This is a genomic window from Pseudomonas sp., assembly GCF_046581935.1.
Classification (GTDB): domain Bacteria; phylum Pseudomonadota; class Gammaproteobacteria; order Pseudomonadales; family Pseudomonadaceae; genus Aquipseudomonas.
The window spans coordinates 1-26628 of sequence record NZ_JAYGFK010000022.1; the positions used below are offsets into that span (position 1 = coordinate 1).

At 58.8% G+C, this 26628-nt stretch carries 20 protein-coding genes, 1 tRNA gene and 1 pseudogene; 15 read left to right on the forward strand and 7 right to left on the reverse strand.

Going from position 1 to position 26628, the window contains the following annotated elements; all coding sequences use genetic code 11:
• Positions 1 to 173: 173 nt before the first annotated feature.
• The 3 genes from VCA57_RS19560 to VCA57_RS19570 are packed head-to-tail and all read left to right on the forward strand — an operon-like array spanning position 174 to position 3739.
• Entirely contained in the window at positions 174 to 833 is a 660-nt protein-coding gene (locus VCA57_RS19560) for a paraquat-inducible protein A (protein WP_411186768.1), read from the forward strand.
• Positions 820 to 1443, forward strand: a complete 624-nt coding sequence (locus VCA57_RS19565) for a paraquat-inducible protein A (RefSeq protein ID WP_411186770.1) — start codon at positions 820 to 822, stop codon at positions 1441 to 1443. The genes VCA57_RS19560 and VCA57_RS19565 overlap by 14 nt, the downstream gene beginning before the upstream one ends.
• Complete coding sequence (locus tag VCA57_RS19570) at positions 1436 to 3739, forward strand: MlaD family protein (RefSeq protein WP_411186772.1); 2304 nt, start codon at positions 1436 to 1438, stop codon at positions 3737 to 3739. The genes VCA57_RS19565 and VCA57_RS19570 overlap by 8 nt, the downstream gene beginning before the upstream one ends.
• A 133-nt stretch (positions 3740 to 3872) precedes the next feature.
• On the opposite strand, the gene mksF is transcribed toward VCA57_RS19570, so the two are convergent.
• From mksF to mksB, 3 genes and pseudogenes are all read right to left on the reverse strand, one after another.
• Complete coding sequence (mksF, locus tag VCA57_RS19575; RefSeq protein ID WP_411186774.1) at positions 3873 to 6707, reverse strand: Mks condensin complex protein MksF; 2835 nt, start codon at positions 6705 to 6707, stop codon at positions 3873 to 3875.
• A 29-nt stretch (positions 6708 to 6736) separates the two neighbouring features.
• A pseudogene (locus tag VCA57_RS19580) lies at positions 6737 to 7267 on the reverse strand (condensin complex protein MksE); the annotation flags it as partial.
• Positions 7264 to 8514 carry an Mks condensin complex protein MksB gene (mksB, locus tag VCA57_RS19585; RefSeq protein ID WP_411186776.1) on the reverse strand — a complete coding sequence of 417 codons (1251 nt, stop codon included), beginning with the start codon at positions 8512 to 8514 and terminating at the stop codon, positions 7264 to 7266. The pseudogene VCA57_RS19580 and the gene mksB, both read right to left, overlap by 4 nt.
• Before the next feature lie 289 nt (positions 8515 to 8803).
• On the opposite strand from mksB, the gene VCA57_RS19590 reads away from it, so the two are divergent.
• From VCA57_RS19590 to VCA57_RS19615, 6 genes are all read left to right on the forward strand, one after another.
• The gene (locus VCA57_RS19590; RefSeq protein WP_411186778.1) at positions 8804 to 9859 is read left to right on the forward strand and encodes a DUF6160 family protein; all 1056 of its coding nucleotides are present in this window, start codon (positions 8804 to 8806) and stop codon (positions 9857 to 9859) included.
• A 2-nt stretch (positions 9860 to 9861) separates the two neighbouring features.
• Positions 9862 to 10908, forward strand: coding sequence for a hypothetical protein (locus VCA57_RS19595; RefSeq protein ID WP_411186780.1), 1047 nt, complete (start codon positions 9862 to 9864; stop codon positions 10906 to 10908).
• Positions 10898 to 11503 carry a DUF6160 family protein gene (locus tag VCA57_RS19600; RefSeq protein WP_411186782.1) on the forward strand — a complete coding sequence of 202 codons (606 nt, stop codon included), beginning with the start codon at positions 10898 to 10900 and terminating at the stop codon, positions 11501 to 11503. The genes VCA57_RS19595 and VCA57_RS19600 overlap by 11 nt, the downstream gene beginning before the upstream one ends.
• 11 nt (positions 11504 to 11514) lie before the next feature.
• A complete protein-coding gene (locus tag VCA57_RS19605) occupies positions 11515 to 13836 on the forward strand; it encodes a DUF6160 family protein (RefSeq protein ID WP_411186784.1) in 2322 nt (773 codons plus the stop codon).
• 238 nt (positions 13837 to 14074) lie between these two features.
• Entirely contained in the window at positions 14075 to 15172 is a 1098-nt protein-coding gene (locus tag VCA57_RS19610) for a carboxynorspermidine decarboxylase (protein WP_411186786.1), read from the forward strand.
• A gap of 25 nt (positions 15173 to 15197) precedes the next feature.
• On the forward strand, positions 15198 to 16442 hold the full coding sequence (locus VCA57_RS19615; protein ID WP_411186788.1) for a saccharopine dehydrogenase family protein: 1245 nt from the start codon (positions 15198 to 15200) through the stop codon (positions 16440 to 16442).
• Positions 16443 to 16532: 90 nt separating this feature from the next.
• Here VCA57_RS19615 and VCA57_RS19620 read toward each other — a convergent pair whose 3' ends face one another.
• Genes VCA57_RS19620 through VCA57_RS19630 form a run of 3 tightly spaced genes read right to left on the reverse strand, consistent with a single transcriptional unit; the run spans position 16533 to position 19561 of the window.
• A complete protein-coding gene (locus VCA57_RS19620) occupies positions 16533 to 17840 on the reverse strand; it encodes a CitMHS family transporter (protein ID WP_411186790.1) in 1308 nt (435 codons plus the stop codon).
• A 51-nt stretch (positions 17841 to 17891) separates the two neighbouring features.
• Positions 17892 to 18212: a hypothetical protein gene (locus tag VCA57_RS19625; protein ID WP_411186792.1), complete on the reverse strand. Its 321-nt coding sequence runs from the start codon at positions 18210 to 18212 to the stop codon at positions 17892 to 17894.
• Positions 18212 to 19561 carry an acyclic terpene utilization AtuA family protein gene (locus VCA57_RS19630; RefSeq protein WP_411186794.1) on the reverse strand — a complete coding sequence of 450 codons (1350 nt, stop codon included), beginning with the start codon at positions 19559 to 19561 and terminating at the stop codon, positions 18212 to 18214. The genes VCA57_RS19625 and VCA57_RS19630 overlap by 1 nt, the downstream gene beginning before the upstream one ends.
• 109 nt (positions 19562 to 19670) lie before the next feature.
• Between VCA57_RS19630 and VCA57_RS19635 the strand changes: the two genes are divergently transcribed.
• The 5 genes from VCA57_RS19635 (at position 19671) to VCA57_RS19655 (ending at position 23677) form a co-directional block, all read left to right on the forward strand.
• Positions 19671 to 20561 (forward strand): LysR family transcriptional regulator, encoded by an 891-nt coding sequence (locus VCA57_RS19635; protein ID WP_411186796.1) that lies wholly within the window; start codon positions 19671 to 19673, stop codon positions 20559 to 20561.
• A gap of 89 nt (positions 20562 to 20650) precedes the next feature.
• Positions 20651 to 21466: an energy transducer TonB gene (locus tag VCA57_RS19640; RefSeq protein WP_411186798.1), complete on the forward strand. Its 816-nt coding sequence runs from the start codon at positions 20651 to 20653 to the stop codon at positions 21464 to 21466.
• Between the two features lie 57 nt (positions 21467 to 21523).
• A complete protein-coding gene (gene rimI / locus VCA57_RS19645) occupies positions 21524 to 21976 on the forward strand; it encodes a ribosomal protein S18-alanine N-acetyltransferase (protein ID WP_411186800.1) in 453 nt (150 codons plus the stop codon).
• Between the two features lie 150 nt (positions 21977 to 22126).
• Positions 22127 to 22771, forward strand: coding sequence for a carbonate dehydratase (gene can, locus VCA57_RS19650; protein WP_411186802.1), 645 nt, complete (start codon positions 22127 to 22129; stop codon positions 22769 to 22771).
• Between the two features lie 3 nt (positions 22772 to 22774).
• The gene (locus tag VCA57_RS19655) at positions 22775 to 23677 is read left to right on the forward strand and encodes a DMT family transporter (RefSeq protein ID WP_411186804.1); all 903 of its coding nucleotides are present in this window, start codon (positions 22775 to 22777) and stop codon (positions 23675 to 23677) included.
• Positions 23678 to 25008: 1331 nt separating this feature from the next.
• Here VCA57_RS19655 and VCA57_RS19660 read toward each other — a convergent pair.
• Positions 25009 to 25074: transfer RNA gene (locus VCA57_RS19660), tRNA-Met, on the reverse strand.
• A 161-nt stretch (positions 25075 to 25235) separates the two neighbouring features.
• On the opposite strand from VCA57_RS19660, the gene VCA57_RS19665 reads away from it, so the two are divergent.
• A complete protein-coding gene (locus tag VCA57_RS19665; protein WP_411186806.1) occupies positions 25236 to 26588 on the forward strand; it encodes a tyrosine-type recombinase/integrase in 1353 nt (450 codons plus the stop codon).
• Positions 26589 to 26628 lie beyond the last annotated feature (40 nt).

Genomic DNA, 26628 nt, shown 5'->3' on the forward strand with positions numbered 1-26628 from the left:
CCCATGTGAGAGTAGGTCATCGTCAAGCACCTATACCAAAACCCCCGATCGTGAAAACGGTCGGGGGTTTTACTTTGTGCAGTAAAAATCCACAGTTCGCGCGCTGGCCTTGATAGGCAACTAAACGGCACGTGGCTATGATGCCCGGGCACACTCCCATCAGAGTTATCTACATGGCCGATCCGGCAACCTCTGCTACATTCACCGCGCTTGAGCTTAAGCAGCTGATTGCTTGTCACGAATGTGATCTGTTGCTCCGCAAGCCGCAAGCCTCCGCTGGTGAGCGCGTTGAATGTCCGCGCTGTGGTTATGAGTTGTACACCCACCGTACCCAGGTTGTTAGGCGCAGCATGGCCTTGGTTATCGCAGCGTTACTGTTGTACGTTCCTGCCAATTTCCTACCGATCATGCAGCTTAATCTGCTGGGGCAAGCCTCAGAAGATACTGTTTGGACGGCCGTGCTCGGCCTCTATAACAGCGGCATGCAGAGTGTTGCTGTGGTGGTTTTCCTTTGCAGCATGGCGGTGCCGCTGCTCAAGTTGCTTTGCCAGTTCGCCGTGCTGTTGAGCATCCGGCTTGATATAGGTCGCAGCTATGGCCTTCTGCTGTACCGCATTTATCACCATATGCGCGAGTGGGGCATGCTTGAGGTTTATCTGATGGGCATCCTGGTGGCGATTGTGAAACTGGTCGATCTGGCTGAGTTGAGCATTGGTCTTGGACTGATGTGCTTTATTGCGCTGCTGCTGGTTCAGGTCTGGCTGGAGGTAACGATGTCACCTCATCAGATATGGGAGGCCCTGTCGGGAGAGGATGAGCATGCGTGCAATTGATGCCGGACTGCTGGTTTGCCATGAGTGCCATCATCTCAACCCCCTACAGAGTGAGGTGGAAAAGCAGTTTTGTAGCCGTTGTGGCGGGCGTATCCATGGGCGCCGGACAAATAGTCTGGTGCGTACCTGGGCGTTACTACTAACAGCCGCTGTGCTGTATATCCCTGCCAATCTGCTGTCGATCATGACGGTCAATTCTCTGGGGCAGGGGCAGTCGGACACCATCATGTCGGGTGTTATCGAACTGGTTAACCACGGCATGCTGCCTATCGCGGCGGTGGTCTTTATTGCCAGTATTCTGGTACCGACCTTCAAGCTGATTGGTATCGCCTTATTATTGTATTCGGTGCAGCGGCATCAACCGATGTCGGCACGCCAGCGGATATTGATGTACCGCTTTATCGAATGGATCGGGCGTTGGTCGATGTTGGACATCTTCGTCATTGCGATACTGGTGGCGGTGGTTAACTTCGGCAGCCTTGCCAGTATTGAGCCGGGTTATGGAGCCATGGCTTTTGCCAGCGTGGTGGTGCTGACCATGCTGGCCGCTTTAACCTTTGACCCCCGCTTGATATGGGACAACACGAACTCGGATGACGACCATGAATGATTTGCCGTTGGCCAAGGCGCGTCCTGCGTCGAACTGGTCGGCTATTTGGGTATTACCGCTGATTGCTCTGTTGATCGGTGGCTGGCTGGGGTGGCGGGCCTACAGTGAGGCAGGGGTCGAAATTCAGGTGTTATTCGCCACTGGCGAAGGCCTGCAGGCTGGCAAAACCGAGGTGATCTACAAAGGCATGTCTGTGGGCAAGGTCAAGGCCTTGGAGCTAGACGATAGTGGGGATCAGAGAGGTGTGCTCGCGACTCTGGAAATGGACAAGCGAGCTGAAGATCATTTGTTGAGCAACACCCGTTTCTGGTTGGTCAAACCCAGCGTTTCGCTCGCAGGGATTACCGGTCTGGAGACTCTGGTATCGGGTAACTATATTGCGGTCAGCCCGGGTGACGGCGAGTCTACGCGCAAGTTCGCCGCGCTCGATGAGCCGCCGCCATTGTCTGATACTGCGCCAGGCCTGCACCTGACGCTCAAGGCTGAACGGCTTGGTTCACTTAATCGTGATAGTCCAGTGTTCTACAAACAGATTCAGGTTGGCCGAGTAAAAAGTTATGCGCTGCTCGAAGAGCAAAATCAGGTAGAGATCAAGGTATTTATCCAGCCGGAGTTTGCCTCTCTGGTGCGCAAGCACACGCGATTCTGGAATGCCAGTGGGGTGTCTATTGATGCCGGGCTTTCAGGTGTGAAAGTACGTACTGAGTCGTTGGCGAGCATCCTTGCGGGCGGTATTGCGTTCGCCACGCCGGAGCACCGCAAGGACAGTCCACCGACTGACCCGTCGCTGCCGTTCCGTTTATATGAGGACTTCGATACGGCTCAGGCGGGTATCCGGGTCAACCTTACCCTGCGCGATTTCGATGGTCTGGAGCCTGGGCGTACGCCGGTGATGTACAAGGGCATCCAGGTTGGCCATATGAAAACCTTCAAGATTGACGATGATCTCAGCAGTGCACGGGTCGAGCTGATGCTGGACCCCCGTACTGAGGATTATCTGGTCGAAGGTGCGGATTTTTGGGTGGTCAAACCGTCGATTTCCCTAGCGGGTATTACGGGTCTGGAAGCCTTGGTCAAGGGTAACTATATCGCCATGCGGCCTGGCGAGAAGGGCAACGCTCCGCTGCGTGAATTTGTTGCCAGGGCCAAGGCTCCGCCGCTTGATCTGGCCGCACCAGGTCTGCACATGGTGCTGTACAGCGATGTCCGCGGCTCATTGGAGGTAGGCAGTCCGATATTGTTTAAGCAGCTCAAAGTCGGTTCTGTACAAAGCTATCAGCTGTCACGGGATAACAAGCAGGTGGCGTTTGGCGTGCACATCGAGCCTGAATACGCCCATCTGGTTAACACCAGCACACGATTCTGGAATGCCAGTGGCATCACCTTGAAAGGTGGGCTGTCGGGCGTTGAGGTTAAGAGTGAGTCGTTACAAACCCTTTTGGCTGGCGGTATCGCATTTGAAACACCTAATCCGCAAGCTGCAAAGAGCGACAAGCGGGTACAGCGTTTCAACCTGTACAGCAGTCAGGAAAGCGCTCTTGAAAAGGGCGTAGCGCTGACCATACGAGTTCCCCGTGGTGATGGCCTGAACCCCGGTACGGCCATTCGCTACAAGGGGCTCGATGTTGGCAAGGTTGAGCGCATTGAGCTGACCGATGATCTGCAGGCGGTGATCCTCTATGCCCGGGTTACCCAGGCAACGCAGCAGATCGCGCGCGCAGGCACGCAGTTTTGGGTGGTCAAGCCTGAGGTTAGCCTGACCCGTGCTGCCAATCTGGAGACGCTGGTCAGCGGTCAGTACCTAGAGGTGCGCCCGGCCAATAAGCCAGGCGCTGCACAGGTGAAGTTTGTCGCGCTGAATTCGCCGCCGACAGAGAATGCCCGTGAAAATGGTTTGCGCCTGGTATTGAGTGCTGCACGGCGTGGTTCGATCAAGCCCGGTGTGGTTGTCAGCTACCGCGAGGTGCCGGTGGGCAAGGTCACTGATTTTGAACTTGGGCCGACCTCCGACCGCGTGCTGATCCATATTTTGATCGAGCCGCGTTATGCGCCGCTGGTCCGCAGCGGTAGCCGCTTCTGGAATGCCAGTGGCATTGGTGTGGATGCTGGCTTGTTCAGCGGCGTAAAAGTGCGCACCGAGTCGCTGGAGGCTTTGCTGGAGGGTGGGATCGCCTTTGCCTCACCGGATAACCCGCAGATGGGCGGCCCGGCGCAGCCAGGGCAGACCTTTGCCTTGCACGATGAGGTGAAGGAAGAGTGGTTACGCTGGGCGCCGAAGATTGCGCTAGAGAAATAACCGACAAGGGCCGCAATTGCGGCTCTTGTGGTTTGCGGTGTCCTGCTTGGCATCCTCTTGGTGGGTTACGCGGCGCGGCAAGATCTTCGTCGTTTGCCTAAGTGCGCATAGCGCCGCTAACCCACCCTACGCCTTAGACTGGCTCGGTTGCTGCAGTTGTGGTTTCAGCCTTGCTCTTGGTGCTGTCGCGGCGCTGAATATATTTCCAATCCGCTTCGTCGATATAGATGCCATTTGGTCCGCTGCCGCCTTCCAGGTCGATGGCCACGTGGGCGGAGACCTGCGGCTTAACGGACGCCAGGATCGGCACGAAGCCCAACTGCAGGCTGGTTTCGATCAACGCCTGCTGGTTCTTCTCGTCGATATCCGCTGCCTCGTCCAGGTAGTAGGGCAAACGCACCTTGCCGGCCTGGTCGCGGTCCATCAGGTGCAGCAACAGGTACATGTTGGTCAGCGCCTTGATGGTCATGGTGGTGCCGTTGGAGGCCGCGCCATCGATGTCGGTGTGAATAACCGGTTGGCCGTGCACCTTGGTGATCTCGAAGGCCAGTTCGAACAGGTCCTTCAAACCGAGTTGGTTATGGTTGGCGGCCACCAGGCGGGCCAGGTATTCCTTGGCTTCTTCGTTCTTGCTGTCCTGATCGCTGCTTTGCTGCAGGTCGAATACTGAGAGCGTTTCGCCTTCTTCGTACTGACCGGCGCTGTGGATGATCTGGTCGATATGCTTGAGCGCGTCCTTGTTCGGCGCGAGGACGATGCGGAAGCTCTCCAGGTTGGAAACCTGGCGCTTGTTGATCTCGCGGTTGAACAGCGCCAACTGGTGTTCCAGGTTGTCGTAGTCGCTGCGGATGTTGCGCAGGGTACGGGCGATGTCGGTAACCGCGGCGCGGCGCGCTTTAGCCAAGGTGATGGCTTCGTCCTGGCGGTGGGCGTAGGCGTTGACCAGCAGATGCAGGCGGCGCTCGACATCGTCTTCGCTGTCGAACTTGGCCACGCCTTTCAGGCGCACTTGCGCGTACAGCGCCTCGATCTGCCCGTCAACACGCTGCAGGCCTTGCCAGGCGTCTTGGTAGTCATTGAGCAGCGGCAGCAAGTTGTCCAGGCTGTCGTCCACTGGGTCGGTAAAGGGGGTGCCGAAGGGCAGGTCGGCCGGCAGCAGTTGGCGGCGGCGTAGGGCGTCTTCCAGGGTGCGTTCCTTGGCTTCCAGGTCGGCGAGTTGGCGGCCGACCAGTTGCAGCTTGGCGGAGAGCTGCTGCACGCGCTCGGTAAAGGCATCCGAGGCGCGCTTGAGTTCGTCCTGGGCGGCTTCCAACTGGGCCAGCTGCTCAAGCTTCTGCGGCTCTTCAACGGCCAGGGTCTGGCTTTTGCGGAAGTCTTCCAGGGCTTTCTGCGCATCCAGCACAGCTTGGTAAAACTGCTCGGCCTGGGCCTTGCTGGCGGCGCGGTCGGCGGCGACAGCCTGCTGGGTTTTCAGCTGTTTGTATTCGCGGTCGAGGCGATCTTTCTGGTCGCGTAGGGCGGCGCGGTCGGCCAGTGCTTGCAAGGCCGGTGGCTCGATATGCGACAGATCGATGGACAGACCCGGCACTTCGAAGTGCTCGCCTTTAAAACCATCGAGAATGGCTTCTAGGGATTTCACCCAGGCGTCGCCTTCGGCAACCTGAATACCGTTCTCGCCTAATGGCAGGCTGAACAACTGGCCATTGAACAGGCGCATCAAGCGATCAACGTCCTGTTGGCTGAATTCTTCACGCAGGCGTGAATAGCTGTTGTTGTCGGCGTGTTCGAGCTGCTGCTTGACCGATTTCAGGCGTTTTTCCAGATCACGCAGGCGCTCGTCCAGATCTTCGGCGGAGAACTGCCGCGACTGCGCCAGGGCGCCGGCGAGTTCGTCGTGGGCATCTTTGGCTACCAACAGCTGCTCTTCCAGCACTTTGGCGTCGTTGACCAGGGCGAAGCGGTTCTTCAGTACCGACAGCTCGCCAAGCCAGCGTTGGATTTCGCTGATTTCGCGCTCCATGCGCATCAGCTCTTGGGTGCCGCCACGTTGTTCCTGCTGCAGGCCGTCTTGTTCGCCACGGTAGTGTTCGGCCTGGATTACAAGTTCTTCGCGGCGGGCTCCGGCGTAGTCCTGCCAGGTGCCGAGCAGCGAGTCGAGCAGTGGTGAGATGCGGTGCAGTTTGCCGCGCAGCAGTTCGCGTTGATTGACGCCGGCAGCCAGGGCTTCGATCAGCGGGCCGGCAGTGACCAGCGCTTGGTAGTCCTGCTCCATGCGGCGTACATCGCGGAAGGCTTCTTCGGTGGCGGCGATGTAGTCGACGCTGCCCGAGCGCAAGCTGTGCTCGAACGCATCAAGGAACAGCTGCTTGAGCTTGGCGGCGGTGATCTCGCGCATATGCAGCAGGTTGATAAACAGTGCGCGGAAGGTCTTCAGGCTCTGTTCGCTGGTGGAGCGCAGAGGGATCAGGGTCAGATCCAGCGGAATCGAGGTATGCCCGCCGACCAGAAGGCGGCGTAGTTCTTCGGGTTTCAGCTCATAGGCCTTGATGCCTTCGCGCTCAAGGTTATTGAATAGCTCGCGCTGGCGTAGGCAGGTGCCGTTTTTCTGGTAGTGCTCTAGATCCAGCGTGCCCTGATAGGCGAAGAACTGGTGACCGAAACCGCCACCTGGGCCGCGTCCGGCTACACCGATTACGTGCGGACCGTGGGGCAGGGCGACTTCGACAAGGATGTAGCTGGTGTCGCTGGCGAAGTAGAACTTGCGCGACTGCTCCAGGCTGTATTTGCCGAAGCTCATGTCCGACATGCGCGCCAGAATCGGAAATTGCAGGGCGTTGATCGAGGCGGATTTACCCAGGTTGTTGGCACCGTAAACCGATAACGGGTGTTCCAGCGGGAACAGACCAAGGCTGTAGCCGGCGGTATTCAGTAGGGCGAAGCGGCGGATGCCGTAGCGTTCCTGGCTCATGCGCGGGTCTCCTGGGCGTCACGTTCTTCGGCCATGGCGCGGTCTTGCTGCACACTCAGGCACACATCAAGGAAGCGGTGCATGGGCGCGAGGAAGCGGTAGATGCCGTTGTCTTCGCTGGCAAAACCGAGCTGGGTCAGGCGGCGCATGATTTTTTCTTCCAGCTCCTCAACGCTGGTGACTTCAGCCTGGAGGAACAGGTCGCGGTACTTGTCGAGCAAGGCTGGCAGTTCATCACGGCCGAGGCTACCGCCGTCGAGTACGGCCAGCGGGTCGCGGCCTTGGTCGGCCAGGTGTTCCACCAGAATGAAGGTGAACAGCGCCAGACGCTGGGCGGTCTTGTTGACCTGTGCCCCCATTTGCTCGGGAACGAAATAGTAGAAACCCCGGCTGTCGCAGGTCAGCTCATAGCCGAGGGCTTTGAACAGGCTGCGGTACTGATCCTGCTGGCTGGCCAGTTGGGTATACAGCTCCGGGTTGCTACGGCTGATGTGGTAGCCCTTGAACAGCTCGCGGAAAATCGGCGCGAGCTGGGTGAGTTCTTTCAGGTCGATATTCATACGGTGGTAGTCCCGGCCGGCTTGATCAGGGCAAAGGAGCTCAGGCTGACCTGATGCTCGCGGGTGAGGTAGTCGCGGCGCTCAAGGCGCTCGCGCTGGAAGCGGCCGTCGCGCGATAAGCGCGAGAACCAGTAGAGCAATTCGTCGGTCGCGCCTTCGGGCTCCTGCTCCAGCAGCCAGACCATCAGGTCCGGCAACGGTAGGGCCTGTTCGCAGCGCTCGATCATCTCGCGTGCGGTACGCGGTGCGCGCGGGGCTTCGCCCTTGCGGCTGCTGTGCGCTTTAGGGAACTGCGCCGGTTTGGGTTCGAAACGGGCCAGGGCATACACATAGGCCTCGACCTGCGAGGCGGTGCCGAGAAACGTGCTTTGCGGACGACTGAACAGCGGCAGCGAGGCCTGCGGCACGGCGTCCAGCCCCTTTTTGCGGATCGCCGCCAGAGCCAGGGCTGCGCCACGGGTCACGGCGTTATGCCGGCGGGCTTCTTCACGCAGCGGCAACAGCAGCTCGCGGGCGCGGCGCAGGGTCAGCTGGGCGGTGGTCTGCATTTCCAGGATGCGCGCATGGGTGCGCAGCAGCAGGTCGTCGTCCACCAGTTGGCCGAGGCGCTGCTGTTCGCCGAGCAGGCGCAACAGCACGTGCTCGACGCGGTACACGCCTTGTTCAAAGGCGCCGTCAGCGGCGACCAGTTGGATCATCGGTTCGACGTATTCATCCCAAGTCGCCAGCACTTCGGCATAACGCTGACGCAGGGGAATCTGCCGGTCGCTGGTCTTGGCGCGTTCGGCCACGGCGACCAGCGCCTGCTCGTCATTGGCCAGCTTCTTCAAGACATCGCGCACGCGCATATCGAGCAAACGCAGCTGCCGCGCGAGATCGGCGGCGTCGCGTACCTCGAAAGCGTCCTTGATATAGCCGGCCAGGCGCTCCAGGTGGCGCAAGTAAGCTTCGATCTCCAGGCACAGGCCCAGGCGATGTTCGCGGCGCAGGTAAGCGAGGAAGTCGTGGATCTGCGCGTTTAGCTCGAAGCGGTTGGGGCTTTTGGCCACCGGCACCAGGATATCCAGGCGGATCCATTGGTCGAGCAGGGCGGTGACATCGGTTGGCGTGCCATCGGGCAACTGCGCGGTGAGCTGATTACGCAGCTCTACCAGGCTCAGGGTGCCGGCATCGAAGCGTTCGCACAGCGGCTCAAGCAACGTCCAGTGTTCAGCAAGGGCGCGCAGTACGCGCTTGGGGTCAATCATCGGGGCATCCGCTCTGCGAGCTGTTCGCAAAAAAACGCCGATTGTACTGCATGGCGCGGCCAAGACCTGAGTGTCAGTCATCGTCTATAGGGCTTGCTTGGGCCGGTGTAACCGCCGATGGGGCGTTGGGTAACAGTATGGCGGCAGCCCGCGCCTAACCGAGTGAAGGGTTTCGGATTTTTCTCGACTATGGGTTGGCACGTTTAGGCGGTTGTTTTTTTATAGTGCTAATCAAGGCGTGGAGTCCGCAGTACTCCGCCATTCAAATAAGAACGACAGGGAATCAGCCATGCGTCCGCCTCTTGGTTTTGTCCGAACTACGCTTGCCTTGCTCTGCGCTGGATTAATCAGCACTGCTGCTCATGCCAAGATGGTCGAGTTGGCGGATACCGAGTTGTCGGAAGTCACCGGCCAGGCCTTTATCAACCTGACGACTGATAGCAACGCCGGTATCGATTACACCCGAGTCAATTTCGGTGTGAATGTCGACACCCAGTTGAATATGAAGAAGTTGCAGCTTGGCCAATACAACGATTCGGTGACTCGCCCAGGCGAGGCGTCGGGTTCTTCTGACATCCTGATCAATAATTTCGCATTGGGTACGGTAAACGCCGACGACACTATTAACCCGTTCAAAGTCGCCAACCCTTATCTGGAGCTGGCTTATTCGGGCAATAAGGTGGTGGGGGTGCGCATTGGTTTTGGTGAAGCCAAAGGCACCCTGTCCGGGGATATTCAGAGCCTGACGGGCAATATCCCGGTGCATATCAAGGGCACTGCCGATGCGGTGTATAACAGCGCCAATGGTTTGCAGCGGACAGCACTGTTTTTGGGCGGTATTTACCGTACCAGCGTGCTGGAGGCGGATGCTCAGTTGGTGGCATCTGACGGCACCGCAGACCCCATTCGTGCCGGTATGTCGGGGATCAAAAATGGCGACGGCCTAGAGTGCACCAGTGGCTGCTTGCCGGGGATATCCGATGCGGCGCTGGCAATCATCAAGTCTAATGGCTGTGCCCTTCTCGGCATCCAGACGTGTTTCTCGTTGTCGCAATTCCAGTCGCTGCCCGTGGGCAATATGGCGGTCAATGATTCCGCTGCTACCTCCGCCATTGAGGGGGCTGCCAAAGGCTTCTTTATTTCCATGCAAACCCAGGATGTTGCCTGGCGTGACATGGATAGCAATGCATTGATCAATACCTTGAAAGGGGCCTTTATGAATTTGCCCAAGTACCGTGATGCCAACGGCAACATGGTGGCCCCGATCAATATCGACTTCGAACAGGCGTTTAATGGTATCCCGCGCCAGGACACCTGTCTGGGCACAGCCACTTCGGGGTGCTGATCATGCGAGCGCTAAATGCGGTTGTTGCGTTGATGCTGTTGTCGGGCGTGGCCCAGGCAGAGATGCAGGCGTTGGATGACCAGGAGCTGTCTGCCGTCCAGGGTGCTGGGTTGGGTTTGGTCTTGGACGGGATCCTGCTGGATGCGAGCGGTGCGGTGATCACCATCAATGACATCAATAACGGTTCGGGGCAGAACGTGCCGATTGCCGTGAAGGAGTTTTATCTAGGGGCTGCTGGCAGTAATAAAGGGGCGAACCTTAATCCGGTAAATATTGGTCGGCTAGAGCATCCGTTTGAAGTCAATTTGGCCAAAGGCGAGAGCCTGCGCACGCTGCGTGATGATGGGCAGTGGGTGCAGACCACGCCGAGCAATGTCAGTGTGCTGGAGTTCAAATTTCCCGAGCGGTTGACCGGTGCTGCTGGGCAGGCTTGTATCAGCGGTTATGCCGCTGCCGGGAGTAACTGCTCCAGCCGCGCCTCCGAGCGCGTCGACATGGGTATTCGCTTCGACTTCCAGGTCGCTGCCGGGCGTACCGACATCATCAACCTCGACATCAGTGAGCTGGTTATGGATGGCAGTTACCTGCGGCTATGGGGTGATGATCCCCGGGGGCAACTGGTAGGCGAGGCGCGGGTGAATATTTTTGCCAAGAGTCTGCAATTGATGTCCTGCGCGGCCGGGACGGCCAACTGCAGCAGTGAGCAAGAACAGCTCGCGCGTACTCTGACGCTCGGGAATGCCTACGCCAGTATTTCCCTCGGTTATGGCAAAAGCCAACCGCTGCTGTTCAATGTCAGCAGCAACGGTCAGTTTGTCCTGGAGCTGCCTAACCCGGTAACCCGCGCGGCCAACGGCAGTGCACGCTCGGCGGCAGAGCGCAATACGATTGCCAGCGACTTCTATGCCAATGCCCCGCGTACCAATATCGTGATCGATAACCTCAAGTCAGGTAACGGCAGCTTTGCCAGTGGCGGTTATAACTTTGGCTATAACGCCATTCAGGGGCTCAGCATCAACTACCTGAAGGTGACCAGCCATGATCTGTAAAGCCGGATTGATCATCGGTGCGTTACTGGCCTTGCCGGCCTATGCCGAGATGCAGGCGCTCGACGATGCCACGTTAAGCACGCTGAACGGCCAGGGCGGGGTTTATCTGTCGGGCGAGCTCAGCATCAACAAGGATGGCGGCGTGCTGTGGAACACACCAGCCAGCAATAACCCCAGTACCTGGACGGCGGGCCAGCGCAGTTGCGCCACCGCGGGCGCCAGTACGCCAGAAAACTGTGGCATGCGTATCGCGATTCGCGCCGAGGCTGCTGGCGGTTGGTATGTGCTGGACAACCTCAAGGGTGTGTTCAGCTTTGAAGGGCTGACGCTGCGTACCCGCACCATCAACAGCGGCTTCAATGGTGACGGGACGGCCTTTAATCAGGACGTTCTGGAGTTCGGTTTACCCAATGAGGTGAAGTTCAAAGATGGCAGCTTTGCCTTTGGCGTTGCCAACCAGGGCGGCTGGCAGAACAAGTCGTTGAGTGCAGCGAATGGCGGCAACCCGTCTTACCAGCAGACCAATATATTCTCGGCAAAGATCGATGGATCGATCCGTATGCAGGGCAACTTACTGGTCTTTCCGACGAACTGAGGAGCTGAGCCATGCATCGTCATATGCTGTTGTTGCTCGCGCTGCTGAGTCCCCTGGGGCAAGCCATGCAGGTGCTGGATGATCAGGCGTTGTCGGCGGTTAGCGGGCGCGATGGCATTAGCTTGCAAACCACGGGTGGCGGCTGGTCGGCAGGTAGCATCGATTACCGTCAGGATGACCAGACCCTCAGCCTGAAAGGCGTCAGCAGCACGCCACAAACGGCCGGCAGCAGCTCGACCACCACGCTTGATGTGGTTGGCAATCAGCTACAGATCGAGCACAGCGGCCGCGCGCAGGTGCTGAGCGTCGACAGTATTGAACTGGCTGGCAGCAGCAATAGCTTCGGTTCGTTTCGCGCCTTCTTCACCTTGGGTGCCAGCCTTAAACTGAGTGGCGGCGGGGCCAGTGGTGTCAGTGGTTTTAGCGTGGATGACAGCCAGCTATCGCTGAGTGCAGCGACCTTTTATTACCGCGATAACGGCTTTGATCTGATCGTCAAAGGCCTGTCGTTCGATACCTACCTGAACAACGCTTATATCGACATCGTCAGTGGTGGTAACGGCCAGGAGGTCAAACTGGATCTGGGCTCGTCGCGCTTTGTCGGCTCGATTGACGCTATTGGTCTTGATCTGGCCCATGGCGACCCGACACCGGGCGTGGCAGTTACCCCAGACAGCCCCGACTTGCGTGATGTTGATGCACAGCGCAGTTTTGGCAAGCTGAATATGGACCTGCGTTTGGGCGGCAGTATCAGCATTGCCGGTGGCGGTGCCAGCGGTGAGGGGTTGCGGATCAAGCCCAACATCACCATCACCAATAGCTTGTTTCAGTATCAGGACGAAGGTGTGCTGCGCGCGGAAAACTTTGCCGGCAGCCTGATCAGTAATTCGGGCCTGACCCTTGACCTGGAGCATGACTCTCTTGGCAGCTACGCCAAGGTGGCCTTTCAAGACCTCAAGTTCAACGCCACCCTGGGTGGTTTGATCATGGGTAACCCGAGCAATCAAAAACTCGGTGCTCTGGCCGTAGATTTGAATTTCGTCGATCAGGGTTCGTGGCAAAACTGGTTGAAACTACGTCCGGGTGGCGATCCCAACTCCGGGCAGAAGGGCATCAGCGGCGAGCTTAGTTGGAATATGGTCGACAGCTCGCTGGCCCTGACCGATAACGGCAATAGCCTGTGGTTCAGCGGTTTGCGTACGCACGGCACTGGCCAGTTCAGTTTCGACTTGACCAAGAGTTGCGCGGCCGGCGTCAGCAACGGTTGCTATGCCGGAACCAATAGCGACATGAACAGTGGTGGCTATAACGGTCACTTTGATGGCCTTCGCCTGGGCCTGAAGAATGTTGTTGGCAGCTACAGTTTTGACGGTCTGCGCGTTGGCACGGCTGATGCGCCGCTGCAAGGTGGCACCGAGTTGTTAGTGCTGATGGAAATCTTCCCGGCTTATGACTTCACCCTTAATGGCCAGATCACCTTGCGTCCCGGTGGCGCAGTGGGGGACGGCCTGCGTTACAACGCCGACTTCTACATCAGCGAGGCCAATGCGGCGATTACCGTGGATGAAAACGGCAGGGGGCTGTGGCTATCGGGCAGCAGCTATGACATGCACTACCGCGATGGCTCGCTGGATATCAGCAACAACGGTATTGAACTGCGTAAAGGCACGTACTGGTCGAAGCTGGATGTTTCGGATGTGCGCTGGGGTGATCGGCTCACCGGTAGCAGTATTGGCCGGCTGGTGCTCAAGCGTTATGAGCAGGGTTCGACACTGGCGCTCAGCTCCGGTGGTGCCGGTGCGCTGTGCGTGGGCGGCAGTGGCAGCACATCCGGTGCTTGTGCGAGCAATGGTGGGCGCTGGGAGGATCGCGGTAATGAAGGGCTTTCGGTCAAGCTGAAGAATGTCTTCGTACATGATGAAAGCGGCAACCCGGCCCATACTGTTTCAACCAACGAGAAGCGTAACCAACTCATCATCGAGACCGAGCGGGTAAACGGCGTAAATGGTACGGGCAGCCAACTGGTGGTGGATAACTTCTCCACCTCTGATGGCGATCCGAATAACCCCAATGCCAACACCTATGGCTTTAACGCCGACCTCAGTCTGGATGTGGCACCCACCAAGGTGTGCACCAAAACAGCATCTGGCTGCACTGCGATCAGTCCCGATCCGCTGGGCTTTGCGGTAAGTGGTCGGGTGCACTTCAAAGAAGTGAATATCGACCGGATTCAACATGTACATCCTGACGGCGGTGCAGTCACCTCTATGTATGGGGTCAAGCTGCAGAACGCCGACATCCGCGCCAACCTGACGGCGACGCCGATCAACTAACCGTCATGCCGTTGTAACGCCTCTGCGCCATTCTGTCGGTGGCCTTGCTGGGCTGCTGGTGAGCTGCTGCCATGTGTTGGAGCCTCACCAGTGGTCACTGAACCGACGAAATATCCCCCTTGCTCTTTCGATATGCGCCGGTTGTCGGCACAATTCGCCTCCACTTTTCGGGGAGGGGTCAGCACAGCTGATTGCCTGCCGGCCGACCTTGTATAGCACTCAGGGCATAGACACGCAGATGATAAAGACGCCGTACTACCTCATCGACAAGCAAAAGCTGCTGGGTAACCTGGAGAAGATCGCCTATGTGCGCGAACACTCCGGAGCCAAGGCACTGCTGGCGCTCAAGTGCTTTGCCACTTGGTCGGTCTTCGACCTTATGCAGCAGTACATGGATGGCACCACCTCCAGCTCGCTGTATGAACTCAAGCTGGGTCGCCAGAAGTTTGCCGGCGAGACCCATGCCTACAGCGTGGCCTGGGCCGACGACGAGATTGAAGAGATGGTCGCCAACTGCGACAAAATCATCTTCAACTCCATCGGCCAGCTTGAGCGCTTTGCCGCTGGCACAGAAGGCACCACTCGCGGCCTGCGGGTTAATCCGCAGGTGAGCAGCTCTGATTATCTGCTGGCCGATCCGGCGCGACCCTTTAGCCGTCTTGGCGAATGGGACCCGGAAAAGATCGCTACGGTGATGGATAAGATCAGCGGCTTTATGTTCCACAACAACTGTGAGAACAACAGCTTTGAGTTGTTTGACCAGATGCTCAGCACCATCGAAGAGCGCTTCGGTCATCTGCTTGAGCAGGTTGAGTGGGTCAGCCTCGGTGGCGGCATTCACTTCACCGGCGACGACTATCCGCTGGATCAATTCTGCGCGCGGCTCAAGGCCTTCTCCGAACGCTTCGGCGTGCAGGTTTATCTGGAACCGGGCGAAGCGGCAATCACCATGAGTTCCTCGCTGGAAGTCACGGTGCTCGACACCCTCTATAACGGCAAAAATTTGGCCGTAGTCGACAGCTCCATCGAAGCGCACATGCTCGATCTGCTGATCTACCGGCTCAACGCCAAGATGGAACCCTGCAGCGGCGAGTACAGCTACATGGTGTGCGGCAAGTCGTGCCTGGCGGGTGACATCTTCGGTGAGTACCAATTCGATCGTCCGCTGGCCATCGGCGATCGTCTGTCGTTTATCGACGCAGCGGGTTACACCATGGTCAAGAAAAACTGGTTCAACGGCCTGAAAATGCCGTCCATTGTGGTGAAGCAGCTCGACGGCAGCGTCGAAGTGGTTCGCGAGTTTGAGTTTAACGACTACCTGTCCAGCCTCTCGTAGGCGGCACAAAGGAGAGATAAAGAAATTGAAGAAGAATGTTCTGATCATTGGTGCAGGAGGTGTCGCCAAGGTGGTGGCCCACAAGTGCGCGCAGCACAACGACGAACTCGGTCGGATTGCTATCGCGTCGCGCAACATCTCCAAATGCCAGGCCATCATCGACAGCGTAAAGGCCAAAGGCAGCTTGAAGCAGCCAGCCGAAATTCAGGCGTATGCCCTCAATGCGCTGGATATTGAAGCAACCAAAGCACTGATCCGCGAAACCGAATCGCAGATCGTCATCAACGTGGGTTCGGCCTTCCTTAATATGTCGGTGCTACGCGCCTGCATAGACACAGGTGTCGCCTACCTTGATACCGCCATTCACGAAGAACCGGGCAAGGTCTGCGAAACGCCACCTTGGTACGGTAACTATGAATGGAAGCACCTGGCTGAATGCCAGGAGAAGGGCGTGACTGCCATCCTTGGTGTCGGCTTCGACCCAGGCGTGGTCAATGCCTATGCTGCCCTGGCGCAGCAGCAGTACTTCGACAGCATCGAGTCGATCGACATCCTCGACGTCAACGCCGGTTCGCACGGCAAGTACTTCGCCACCAATTTCGATCCGGAAATCAATTTCCGTGAATTTACCGGCCAAGTCTGGAGCTGGCAGAACAGTCAGTGGACCAGCAACACAATGTTTGAAGTCAAACGTACTGATGACTTGCCGGTAGTCGGTGAACAGAATCTTTACCTGACCGGGCATGACGAAGTGCATTCCCTGTCCAAGCACCTGAACGTGCCCAACGTGCGTTTCTGGATGAGCTTCGGTGAGCACTACATCAATGTGTTTACCGTGTTGAAAAATCTTGGCCTGCTCTCCGAACAGCCGGTAAAAACCGCTGAAGGCCTGGAAGTGGTGCCGCTGAAAGTGGTCAAGGCCGTGCTGCCGGACCCAGCCTCGCTGGCGCCGGGTTACAGCGGCAAGACCTGCATCGGTGATCTGGTCAAAGGCACTAAGGACGGCAAGCCGGCTGAGGTGTTTATCTACAACGTCGCTGACCACAAAGACGCCTATGTCGAGACCGACAGCCAGGGCATTTCCTACACCGCAGGTGTGCCGCCGGTAGCCGCTGCGCTGCTGGTTGCCCGTGGTGACTGGGACGTGGCGCGCATGGCCAACGTTGAACAGCTGCCGGCCGAGCCGTTCCTCAAGCTGCTCGATGTAATGGGCCTGCCGACTCGAATCAAAGACAAGGACGGTGATCGTCCCTGGGATCAGGCGCTGTAAGCCAGACCCGCTAAACAAAAAGGATCGCCTCGGCGATCTTTTTTGCTTTTTAGCCCCGCAGGTGGGCGAGCTTATATTGCGCTTGGCGATTTAGACGGTCACTACACCGAGCAACACCGCCGAGGCCAGCATCACCAGGCTAATCCCCCAGGCCCAGAGCAGGGTGTAGCGGATGTGCTTGTATAACTCGACGCCGGCCAGGCCGATTGCCAGGTAAACGCTGGGCACCACCGGGCTGATGCCAAAGCCAGTGTTTTCGCCGATCAGCATGGCAGTGGCGACGGCGTCCTGGGTGACCCCTGCCGCCACGGCAACATCGCGGATTACCGGCAGCAGGGCGAAGTAATAGGCGTCAGGCGAGAAGAGCATGCCCAGCGGTACGCCGAATGCACCGATGATCACGTGTAACCAATTGGCAGAGCCTTCGGGCAGCACATTGATCATCCAGTGAGCCATGCCGTTGGACATTCCCGCACCGGCCAGCACGCCGAGTAAAACCCCCGCAGCGAGCATCACCAGTGCCATCTGCATGGCATCGCTGGCATGGCGCAGCACCGCTTTGTTCTGTTCCTCCAAGCTCGGGTAGTTGAGCAGCAAGGCAATGCCCAGGCCGACCATAAAGCAGGCGAACAGAGGGAACACGCCCGTAAACAGGCAGGCCAGAATCGCCAGGGTCAGTGCCAGGTTGGCCCAATAACGCCAGGTGCTCGGCGCAAGCATTTGCGAGCTGTCGACCTGTGGGCTAGGGGCGGCGGTGTCGCTCTCGATGGTTTGGCCAGTGCTGACGCCGCTGCGCTGGGCTTGCAGGCCGAGATAAACGGCCAATGCCAAAACTAACGCCAAGCCGATGGCTTGGATCGGGATCAGGGCGATCCACAGTTGCGCGGCTTCGATGCCGGTAACGGCGGCGGCACGCGCCGTAGTGCCGCCCCAGGGGACCATGCTCATCACCCCGGCGCTTAGCACAACCAGGCACAGCAACATCTCGCGCTTCATGCCCAGGCGCAGGTACAGCGGTAGCAGGGCAGGGATCACCAGTAGAAACGTGGCCGCACCAATACCGTCGAGGTGCGTGACTGCAGTAGCTGCCACGGTGACGATGGCCACCGACAACGGCTTACCCTTGGTGCTTTTGAGTAGAAAGTTAACTAGCGGGTCAAACAGGCCACGCTCGCGCATCACGCCGAAGTAGAGAATGGCGAAGATGAACAGCGTGGCGGTTGGTGCTACCGATTTCAGGCCTTCGGTGATGAATTTGCCAATTTCACCAGGGGCGAAGCCAGCCATGGCGCAGGCGATTACAGGCAGGGTGACGAAGGCCACCAATGGGCTGATGCGGCGCATCAGAATCAGGGTGACGATGGTGAACATCAGGGTGAAGCCAAGGGCGGTGATCATGACGATCTCTCCGGTTTTATTATTGTTGGAGTCGTGGGGCGAAGCGGGGCGTTATGAGGGAGCTGGCAGCCTCAGGTCGAGCAAGACATAGCTGAGGCTCTTGCCGTGGCGGTCGATGCCGGGGCTGGCGTTGACCCCGCCTTCCAGGGCGTTTTCCACCACAAAGTTGAGGCCGCCCAGGTTCGGCAGCTCATAGCGATGCACGGCACCGATGCGGCGATGCGCCAGGCACTGGGCCACGCGTTCGCTGGTCAGCATTTGGGCCAGCCAGTTGTAGTGCTCCGGGGCGTAGGCAAACACCGCGACGCTTAGGGTATTGCCCTTGTCACCCGCACGGGCGTGGGCGTAATCGCACAGCAACACATCCGTCATTAGAACCACTCCACATGTTGTTGTACGGCGCTGCGTTCAATCAGAAAGCTCGCCGTGGCCAAGGACTCGCTCAGGTGCCGGCGTACGCCGCCACCGCCTGCCGGGCCATTGGTGTAGAGCGATTCGGCATCGAGTAGCAGCCTTTCCAGCAGGGTTTTGTCGCGGTCGAGAAAGCTGATGCGCAGGCGCACATCTTGGGGGTCTACCGCCTGGGCCAAGCGTTGCTCCAGCCATTGGCCGTGGGCGTCGTTGAACAGGCTGGCCACGCCGATCAGGTCGATCCACGGCGTCAGTTGCGGAGCCATGCGTGCGCAGCGCTGCAAAAGAATCTCGCGGGCCAGCGCGGCACGTGCCAGGGCGCCGGGCCCGGCATAGGAAATTTCGGCTTCGGCAAACCATTGGCCGCGTAAGCCAATCAGCGCCTTGAGGTGCGTTGGTTGCGGATGGCCGCGCACGCCCTCGACGCGTACCAGATCGACGCCGACCTGCTGAACTCGCGCCTGGCTCAGGTCCAAGGTTACGTCCGGGGTCAGGTAGGCCGCTGGGTCATGCACTTCGTACAACAGCTGTTCCTTGACCGTCTGCTCGGTGACGCAGCCACCGGTGCCCGCGGCCTTACCAATGGTGATGCGGCCATCGGCTTCGATACTGGCGATTGGGCAGCCGACATTGGCCAGGTCCGGTACGTCCTTCAGGCCCGGGTGGGCGAAGTAACCGCCACTGACCTGGGTGCAGCATTCAAGTAAGTGCCCAACTACCGTGGCCAGGGCGATGCGGTCCCAGTCATCGGCTTGCCAACCGAAGGCATGACGCAGCGGGCCGACTGCCAGGCAGGGATCGGCGACACGGCCACAAAGGACAATATCGGCACCTTCATCGAGCGCCTGCACGATGCCGTCGGCGCCGGTGTAAACGTTGACTGATACCACCTCACCGTCGAGCGTGGTCGGCAGCCAGCGCTGCAGGGTTTCGTCGGCACCGAGCAAGTCGTCACCCAGTACACAGGCAATCCGCGCAGAGGCGTGGCGGCTGCCGTGCAATTGCCCGCGCAAACGTCGCGCGGCTGCGCTTGGGTTCGCTGCGCCACCATTGGTGATGATCGGGATGCCGGCATCCAGGCAGGTTTCCAGCACTGGCTCGATAAAATCGAACAGGCGCGTGGCATAGCCGCTGTCGGCGTCTGTCAGGCGGCGCAACTGCGCTTCGGCCAGGGTGCGTTCGGCGAGCAGCTCGAAAAACAAAAAGCGTCGACCGTCGCGGCTAGCCAGGTCGCGGGCTAGGGCCAGGGCGGCATCGGGACGGTCATTGGCAAAACCTGCGCCACAGCCGATATGAACAGTTGTTGTCATTGTTGATCCAGTAATCGGTCAGGATGGCCACAGCCTGCCGGGTCTGGATTTAGTTGTGAATTCGAAATGTGGTATCAATTGATAAACATATTTTATAAAAGCCGATTTTATGGACATCAACTTTCGTCAGCTTCAGGCCTTTGTGCTTATCGCGGAGCACCGCAGTTTCAGCCGCGCTGCCGAGCAGGTGCACCTGTCGCAGCCGGCATTGAGTTACAGCCTGCGCAAGCTGGAAGATGCGCTCGGCTTGTCGCTGTTTGCGCGCAACACCCGTAGCGTGGAGCTGACCGAGGCCGGCCTGCGCTTTCTGGATCAGGCTCGCCGCCTGCTGCGTGATATGGACAATGCGGTGCACGATGCCCATGAGCAGCTGCACCTGCAAAGCGGCTCACTGCGCATTGCTGTGCTGCCCTCGGTGGCGATCAAGCCCTTGCCTGACGTGTTGCGCGAGTACCGCCGGCGCTATCCCGGTATCGAGATCAGCTTGCGTGATGGCCGCGCCGAGGAAGTTCGCCAGTGGGTCAGTACGGCAGAAGTCGATTTCGCCATCACCTCGGAGGCAGATGATCGAGCCGCGCTGGATTTTCAGCCGATCTACGATGACAGCCTGGTACTGCTGGTGCGGGGTATGGCGGCGTTGCGCGCGAGTGGGTTGGTGGACGCCTTGCGAGCCTTGGATTATGTCGCGACCACCCGCGATACCAGCTTGCGCGCCATGGCCGACCAAACGCTGCAGCGCATGGGGCTGCTGCGTGAGCCCGCCTGGGAAGTGGCCTATATGAGCAGCGCAGCAGCACTGGCCCGTGCCGGCTTGGGTTATGCGCTACTTCCCGCCAGCGTGGCTGACACCTTCAATGGCGACGGCAGCTTGTCGGTTCATCTACTGCCGGATGCGCCGCTGCGCAGCATCGGTGTGCTGCAGCGCAAGCCCTGCTACCTGAGTCCACCGGGCCAGGCCTTTGTCGGCCTGCTCAAACAGCATGCCGGGGTGCTCGGCTGATGGCCGGGCGCGCAGATGGGGCTACCCGCAGCAGGCGATTCACGCGACAATCACGGCCCTTGTAAATCGATGTGCCGGATACCTGACGTTTGAATGCTGAGCTACGCCGCCGCGCCTACCTGACAGCCATGCAAGTGGCCAGTTGGCTGCCCCGTGTCGAACTGCCGTTCGCCGCACCCTCGCGGCCCGCGTTATTGCAGGTGTTGGTTGAACCAGAGGTTGAGCCACAGCCGTCTGCACCGCTAACGCGCGAAGCTGTTGCCGAGGTGACGCCGGCTCAGGCTGTGGCGCAGCCCGTGCCCGCTCAGGCCGAGCCGCGTGCTCGGATCGAAGTGCCGCGCCCTGCGCCGCAGGCGCGTACCAGTGCGCCCGAAGCCTCCGCCGTCAAAGACGAGGTTGAACCGGTGAAAGTCGCGGCCGTACCGCCGCCGCGCTTTGCCCTGCAATTGCTGCGCGCGGGTGCTTGTGCGGTATTGGTCGAGTTGCCCACCGGCGAGGCGCTGCAAGGCCGTGATCCTGCCTATTTGCTGCTCAAAGATTTGCTACGCGCCGCTGGCCTGCCGGACAGCCCGCAATTGATTGGTGAGCCGGTGCGCTGGCCGCTGCTGGTGCGCGGGCAGATCGACCAAGGCCCGCAAGCGGCGCTGGAATACGTGCAGAGCTTTGTTGGCGCACGCCTGGAAGATCAAGAGCCTTGCAGTTGCTTGTGGCTGGTCGGCTTACCGGCCATTCGTTTTGCCGCCGAGGCGGATGCCGAAGCTTACAACCGCGAATTGCAAATTGAGGGCCTGGGCGCGGCTTGGGCCTTGCCGGGTCTGGAGCTGCTGATGGATGAGCCTGAGCGCAAGCGTGACCTGTGGCAGGCCATGCGCCGCGTGCGCCAGCGCTGGTTAGCCGCTACGTGAATCGCCTTTGTCCCGGCCTGTGGGCCGCGGTTTCTACCGCTTACCGAGTCAACCTGAATGAGTGAAGCAATCAGTTTCCGCCCCATGACTGCGGCGGATATCGATACGGTGTTGAAGATCGAATACGCCGCCTTTAGCCATCCCTGGACGCGCGGCATCTTCACCGACAGCCTGACTGCCTATAAATGCTGGGTGATGTTCGAGGGTGAGCAGCAGGTCGGGCATGGGGTGATCCAGATCATCTTGGACGAGGCGCACCTGCTCAATATCACCGTCAAGGCGCAAAGCCAGGGCCGAGGCCTTGGCCTGAAGTTGCTTGAGCACCTGATGCAGCAGGCTCAGCTGCAGGGCGCTAAAGACTGCTTCCTGGAAGTGCGGGCCAGTAACCAGGTGGCTTATCGCCTGTATGAGCGCTTTGGCTTCAATGAAGTTGGCCGGCGGCGCGACTATTACCCGGCAGTCGGTGGCCGTGAAGATGCGCTGGTGATGGTCTGCCCGCTGTTCGACTAACGCGCTGTGCGGCAGGTTGCTTGGCGCACGTTTGGGCCTGCTGAAGTTTTCTCGCGCGGCGCGGATTTGCGTTGTGACGGCGGCCCCCCCGTACTTGTCAAAAGCCCCGGGCACTCCTATGGTGCGCATCGACGAATCCGGGAGTGAAACATGAGTGACTTACAGCACCTCTTCGACAACAACGCACGTTGGGCCGAGGCGATCAAAGAGGACGACCCGGAGTTCTTCGCCAAGCTGGCCAAGCAGCAGGTGCCTGAGTATTTGTGGATCGGCTGTTCCGATGCACGCGTACCCGCCAATGAAATTGTCGGCCTGCTGCCGGGCGACTTATTCGTTCACCGCAATGTCGCCAATGTGGTGCTGCATACCGATTTCAATTGCCTGTCGGTGATCCAGTACGCCGTCGACGTGCTCAAGGTCAAACATATCCTGGTCACCGGCCACTACGGCTGCGGTGGTGTGCGGGCATCCATGCAGGACACTCAGTTCGGCCTGATCGACGGCTGGCTGCGCTGCATCCGTGATCTGTTTTACGAGCACCGCGAGCACTTGGCGCAATTACCGAGTGAGGAGGCGCGGGTGGATCGTCTCTGCGAGCTCAACGTCATCCAGCAGGTGGCCAACGTCAGCCATACCACCATCGTGCAGAACGCCTGGCACCGTGGTCAGGAGCTCGCCGTGCATGGCTGCATTTATGGCATCAAGGATGGTCGCTGGAAAAACCTCAATGTCACCGTTAGCGGTATAGAACAGTTACCGCCGCAATACCGCCTGCGCCCGCTTGGGCAGAACTGAGGTATGCGTCACTCTGCCCGTTACGCCGTTGCCGGTTTGCTGTTGGCGGTTCTCTGTTGGTCCGGTAATGCCCTGGTGGCCCGCGCCTTTGCTGGCCAGATCTCGCCGTTTACCCTGTCTTTCTGGCGCTGGACTCTAGCCTTGTCGCTGCTGTTGCCCTTTGTGGCGAAACCGCTGTGGCAGCATCGCCGCGAGTTGCAGGCCGCTGGTTGGCGTTTGCTGGTGCTCGCGGCTGTCGGCATCGCTGGCTATAACAGCATGCTGTACGCCGCAGCACAGACCACTGCGGCGATCAATATCACCCTGGTAAACACCTGTTTACCGCTGATGACCTTTATTGGTGCCGGCGTACTGCTCGGTGAGTGGCCGCAACGACGTGCCTGGCTCGGCCTGGGCGTGGCGGCCATCGGTCTGCTAGTGCTAATTACCCGAGCCAGCTGGACGACCCTGAGCACGCTGTCGTTCAACCATGGTGACCTGATCATGCTGCTCGCCGTGGCGGATTGGGCGCTGTATTCGCTGCTGCTACGGCGCTGGGCCAGCTACCTGCAAGCCATTCCGCCACTGGCATTGTTGGGCGTGCTGATGTTGCTGGGCGTGCCCTTAATCTTGCCGCTCTATCTGTACGAGCTGAGCCAAGGCGCGCGCTTCGTGCCGACTGCAGCCACCCTTGGTGCCATCGCTTACACCGCAGTATTCGCCTCGCTGCTGGCCTACCTGTGCTGGAACCATGGCGTGCGCGTCGTTGGGGCGGCCAAGGCCGCGCTGAGCAACTACCTGATGCCGGTGTTCACCGCCATCCTCGGCTGGCTCCTGCTGGGCGAAGGGTTGCAACTATTCCACTGGGTCGGAGGCGCACTTATTTTCAGCGGGTTGCTATTGGGCACCAAGCGGCCGGCCAGCTAATTAGCCTGTGCTGCACTGATTTACTGACGCTGCCCTACGTTAAGCGGAACAGCTGCCTGCACATACGCCACCAGCTTTTCCAGGCTGGTCTGCAAGGGTTCGCTGCCGCTGGCGAGGGTTAGTTCTGGCAGGGTAGGGGCTTCGTAGGGCGCGCTGATATCTGAGAGTTCGGCGTTGCGCTAAAGGTCCTGCCGGGGTGTCCAGAATCATTGAGCCACAACAACCTTCTTGCTGTTAGTCGGAAAGCACGACAAAGTTAAGCCTTCTTTGAGCTGCATTTTGGTTGTCTCATGACTGAACGTTCCTCCAGATCGTCCGGGAATCCCTCTATCAATGAGCAATCGGAGGAGAATTTTTCTGATAACGAAGGTTGGATCGCATGGCGAAACTTGACCACTGAAGCCATGGGGCGTTTTCACGAGCAGCTTCTTGCGAACGTTTCCAGGGCCCCGGGTTTGGTGGGCTACGAGGCAGCGAAACGCGCACGGGCAGCTAGTGGGAACTTTGCCTGGTCTTGGGGGGCAGCTGCTGAAATTCAGGAAACTATCAATACGATAAATTCGTGGGGGGGCACCTTCATGACTGGTGCGCTTGGAATGCCGTTGTTGAGTCATTTGAGACGGATGAAGATAAAGGGCAGCTGCTGCACCACTTCGTTAACCCCTTAGCTTTCTTCTGCATGCATCAACCTAGCGCAGTCAGTGATCTCCTGATGCTTCTTACCGAGACACTTTTACATCAGGCGAACTGTCTTGTAGAACCAGGCTACGTTGATCGACTTGATCAGGATGGTTTGAGACCTTGACAAGGGCTTCGACGCTCTGATCGCAGAAAACAGGTCATTCGCCTCGGTCACTGCTGGACACGATTTAATGGGTTTCTGGCTGCGTTGGATGCAATCAATGACTCTGCCTATCGAAAACTTAGTCGCAATTTCCGCGACCTATCTGTTCACTCATTTGCACCTAGGTTCATGGTCGGGCAAATCATGCGCGCATTTCGTTCGATTGAGCCTTGGCAAGAACTCGTGGAGCAACCGGGCGGCGGCTCCTTACTTGTAGATCATCCAACTAAGAAATGCGTCAGCTACACGATGTGTGTGCTGGAACCTTTTCCTCTCCGCGATGCATGCTCAGCCAGCCTTTCTGAGTACCAAAAAGTAGTGACCGCTATGAGTGCATTCTCTGAGCTGCTTGAGGAAATATGCGACAGCATGGATGCGATACCAGATCGCTTATCGGGACAGTCGTAGGCTGGGATAAGGTTGAGACACTTGTGGGACACCCCGAAAACAAAAAAGGGCTTACCTTTCGGTAAACCCTTGTTTTGTTTGGTGGCTACGCAGGGACTTGAACCCCGGACCCCAGCATTATGAATGCTAGGGTGTGCCAATACCCTGGCATTTATGATCTTTGATAAGCCTATACAGAATGAGGCTTTCAGCCTATCCTCGATCTTGCTGGCTATCACCAAATTTGATGATTTTTGATAGCCCGTGCTAGCCCGGTGATAGCCCGTCGCTAGCCCAATCAATCCTCTGCGATCCTGAGGAGCGGGCATGGTAAAGCTGAGATTCACCAAAACGGCACTGATGGCGGTCGCTCTGCCCGAGGCAGGTAAGCGAGTTGCCGTCTATGACACCGACACCCCAAAGCTCGCCATGCGTATTACCGCAGCAGGCAGTCGCACCTTTTACGTTGTGAAGCGTGCCGGCGCCTCTATGGCATGGGTGAAGCTGGGCACCTTCCCTGAGATGACTGTCGAGCAGGCGCGCGGCGAAGCGCAAAAGATCCTTGCCGAGTTCGCCACCGGAGCGAATCCAGCCGCAGCCCGTCGTGCTATTCGAGAGGAACCGACTTTTTCCGAGGTGTTCGAGCAGTTCCTCACCGGCAAGAAAAAGCGCGACGGTACTCCCCTGGCTGAATCTACAAAGCAGGGTTATCGGGTAGTGCTGCGCGACTACCTGGAACCGATCAAATCGAAAAAGCTTTCCCACATCACGCGCGGCGAAGTGAAGGCGATCCACAGCAAAACCACAAAGGTAAGCGCGTCCCAGGCTGACCGCGCCCTTGCCGTTGTTTCCTCGGTCTTTAACTTTGCTGCCGACCTGGAAATCTTCACCGGCACCAGCCCGACCAGTCGCATTCAGAAGAACCCTGCGCCGTCGCGTGACCGCTTTGCCCAAGGAGTTGAGCTGCCATACCTGTTCGCCGCCATTGCCGAGTCGAGCCTGCGCGACTTCTTTATGCTGGCGCTGCTGACCGGCGCACGCCGGGCCAACGTACAGTCGATGGCCTGGCGCGACGTAGATCTAGAGGCCCGTGTCTGGCGTATTGGCATGACCAAGAACGGCACACCGCAGAACGTCACGCTATCGCCTGAGGCCGTGGCCGCACTGGCCGCCCGCAAGCACACGACAGGCACATCACCATTCGTATTCCCCGGCGAGGGTAAGACGGGGCACTTAGTCGAGCCAAAAAAAGCATGGGCTGCCATTCTGCTGCGCGCCAGTCTGCGCCGCCTACTCGATCACTTGGAAAGTTCCGGCAAGCTGACTGCCGAGGAGCGCAAGCAGGCTGGCTATGAGGTGATGACCGCCCCTGCAACCGCAGCAAGGCGCTATCGGGCCATCGCCGCCGCGCTGGGAATTGACCCCGCAACCTACGATATGACCGACCTGCGCATTCACGACTTACGCCGCACCCTTGGCAGTTGGCAGGCCAAGACTGGCGCGTCTATGGCGATCATTGGCAAGAGCCTGAATCACAAGACCCAGCAGGCCACGGCTATCTATGCACGGCTTGACCTCGATCCCGTGCGGCAGTCGGTCAATACGGCAACCCAGGCAATGCTTGAGGCTGCAGGTATCAGGCAGTCTGCGGACGTGGTGCCGATCAATCGCAATCAATAAGACAGCGCAGGCCAGCTGCATACATCGGCTGGGCAAAAAG